Source organism: Marinobacter sp. B-12, assembly GCF_056857915.1.
Genome location: NZ_JBSXOB010000058.1, coordinates 1 through 2,758, shown reverse-complemented (window position 1 = coordinate 2,758; position 2,758 = coordinate 1). Strand labels below are relative to the sequence as shown.

General features: G+C 55.0%; 3 protein-coding genes. 1 reads left to right on the top strand and 2 read right to left on the bottom strand.

The features are described from left to right. Together AC13D2_RS13515 and AC13D2_RS13510 are read right to left on the bottom strand one after the other, a co-directional pair. Window positions 1-1,109: ISL3 family transposase (locus AC13D2_RS13515; RefSeq protein WP_482938758.1), on the bottom strand; the 1,109-nt coding region annotated here is incomplete at its 3' end. Between the two features lie 12 nt (window positions 1,110-1,121). Further along, the gene (locus tag AC13D2_RS13510; RefSeq protein ID WP_172692111.1) at window positions 1,122-2,156 is read right to left on the bottom strand and encodes a permease; all 1,035 of its coding nucleotides are present in this window, start codon (window positions 2,154-2,156) and stop codon (window positions 1,122-1,124) included. Window positions 2,157-2,267: 111 nt separating this feature from the next. Between AC13D2_RS13510 and AC13D2_RS13505 the strand changes: the two genes are divergently transcribed. Further along, window positions 2,268-2,582: an ArsR/SmtB family transcription factor gene (locus AC13D2_RS13505; protein WP_008294929.1), complete on the top strand. Its 315-nt coding sequence runs from the start codon at window positions 2,268-2,270 to the stop codon at window positions 2,580-2,582. The last annotated feature ends 176 nt before the right edge of the window (window positions 2,583-2,758 follow it).

The following is a 2,758-nucleotide window of genomic DNA, read 5'->3' as shown; positions in this document are numbered from 1 at the left end:
CCTTCACGGTTCTTGTCCTTGGCCAGTCGGTTGATGGACTCCGTGTAAGCGTTGGTGACGGGCATGTCCGTCTCGAAGTAGGTCATGGTCTCTTCGCGCCAGTTTCCCACTGCCCTGACCAGATCGCTCCAGACTTCCTTTTGGCCCTTCGGGATGGTGGCTATCCACTCGTCCAGGGCGGCTTCTGCCTGGAGCCGTGTGGTGGCGTCCCAGATGCCGTAGAAGCGCTCCTTGTGCTCGTAGGCGGCCAGCAGTTGCGGGAACGCGCCTGTCCAGGTCTCCATGATGAGGCGCTCCCGGTCTGAGACTTCGTGAGCGCGTTTCAGCAGGATTTTCCGGTCTCCCTTGAGAGTCCGGCTCTGGGACGGTTTCAGCTCCTTTCTGAGGCCCTTGCGCACTCTCTCTAGGGCATCGTTGGCCATGCGCACCACATGGAACTTATCGACCACGATACGGGCCTGGGGCAGCACAGCCTTGACCGCTGCCCGGTAGGGGTTCCACATGTCCATGCTGACGATCTCGACCTTCTGCCGGTCTTTCAGCTTCATCAGGTAGTTGGTCACCACGTCCTGGCGGCGGGTGGCCAGCAGGTCGAGCAGGGTTCGCTCCTCAATGTTGGTCAGAATGCAGCGGTAGCGCTTGTTCAGGTATAGCTCGTCAATGCCCAGGATGCGGGGCGTCTCGAAGCGGTGCCAGCGCCCCAGGAACTCGGCGCGGGCGTTGAAGATGTCGCGCACCGTCTTCTCGTCCAGGCCGGTCTGTGCCGCCACAAAGGTGTAGGGGTGGTTGAAGGATTCCTTCTCCACGTACTCATGCAGCCGCAGTGTCATACGGAATCCGTCCACCATCTCCGGTAGCTGGGGCCTGAATGTTGTCTTGCAGGCCCGGCAGGTGTATCGGCGGCGGACCACCCAGAGAGTGACCCGCTTGCCGTGGATGGGCAGATCACGATAGGGAACGTCACGCTTGCCGAACCGCACGAACTCACCCTGCACGCCGCACCCCTCGCAGGCTACTGGTGTAGGTGCTTCAAGCCGAAAATGTATGTCTTCATTCTGCTCATCAGAATCCACCAACTGGTACCCAGGAAGGCTTAACGAATTAATCATCTCCCGCCTTGATCAGAAAAACAGGTAGGTGGCGTAACCGGCAATCATCGCCATAGCAAAAATGACTGCTAAAAACGCCGCTAAAAGCTTCAGCGTGAACAAAGAGCGCAACAGAATGAGCTCAGTCAGGCTGGCTCCGGCACTGCCGATGATCAACGCTAGCACCGTCCCGGCACCCACGCCTTTGGCCATCAGAGCCGCTGCCAGAGGTATGACGGCTTCAGCGCGAATATACAACGGCACGCCGATGACAGCGGCAACTGGAATGGCAAAGGGATTATCTGGGCCTGCATACTGCTCCAATAAGTCAGTGGGCATGAAACCATAGACCACGCTGCCAATCGCAATACCGATGAGCAGGTAAGGCAACACATCGATAAAGTCCGACCAAGCTTCCCGCCACACACCACTGTACTTCCCTTCTTTCTTAACCGTGACAGTGGGTTGACTGTCACAGCATTCGCTAGACGTAGAGACTGTTGTCTTCCTATCAGCCCCGCAAGAAGCCGTCTTCGGAGTGGTGTCGCAGCTGTTGGTGCCGCAACTCGATGCGGTCGATGTAGCACTGCACGGGCTTGCTGATGAACTACATCCACTGCTCTCTTGTGTCGCCGTCCGGCGCACATAACGCTCGAAGCCAAGCGTGTGAAGCAGCCATCCGGCACCTACCGCGACCACCAAAGCGGCGAGCACATAGATAGCAGTAAGTGTCCATCCAAACGTGGCAACCAGCAGGCCGACGACGATAGGATTCAGCAACGGAGATGAGAAAAGAAACACCATCATCGGCCCAAAACCGGCCCGTGCCCGAATCAACCCTTTCAACATGGGGATAGTCGAGCAACTACAGAAGGGCGTTATAGCTCCTAAACCAGCAGCAAGAAAATAGCCTCGCTTCCCACTGGAAGTCAGTAACGCTTCCACCTTGGATGGTGGGATGTGACGTTGAAGAACTCCGACCAGCAAGCTAATGCCAATGAATAAAACCGATAGCTCGATAGCGAGAAAGGCGAACATGCCTAGAGCGTCTTGGAGTTGAGATGACATTCAATATTACTCCTATATTTCTAGTATTGTCGAAATGATGTACGCAGCCTACTTGCGTTTATCCGACCTGTCAACTATAATTCTAGAAACATCGAATTATTGGGGCGTGCTATGGATCACGAAAAGGTTGCAGCCAGCTTAGCTGAGCTAGGGAATAGTCACCGACTGTCCGTGTTCCGCTTTCTGGTCAAAGCTGGCCATGATGGGGCTTCGGTCGGAGATATCCAGAAGGGGCTGGGTATTCCTGCTTCGACGCTATCACATCACCTTGCGCGCATGGCCAAGGTAGGGCTGATCCGGCAGGAGAAACATAGCCGCACGATTGTCTGTATATCCGAGTATGGGCACCTAGAGAATTTGATCGGTTTCTTACAAGAGGAATGTTGTGCAGGTGTTCGGATTGCGCATGAACCAGAACCGCTTTGACGCTTGCCCAGCTCTCGCTGTCCTCCCTAGTCAGCATCGCTATGAAGACTCAGGCGAAGGTGGAAACAGAAAATTGGCAGTAGAGTAGGCTGAAGAGGATCAATCAGATAATCCGCTGAGAAAGATTTTCTTCTTTACATCTTTGGCATTTTATCAACCAGAAATTCCGGATACCC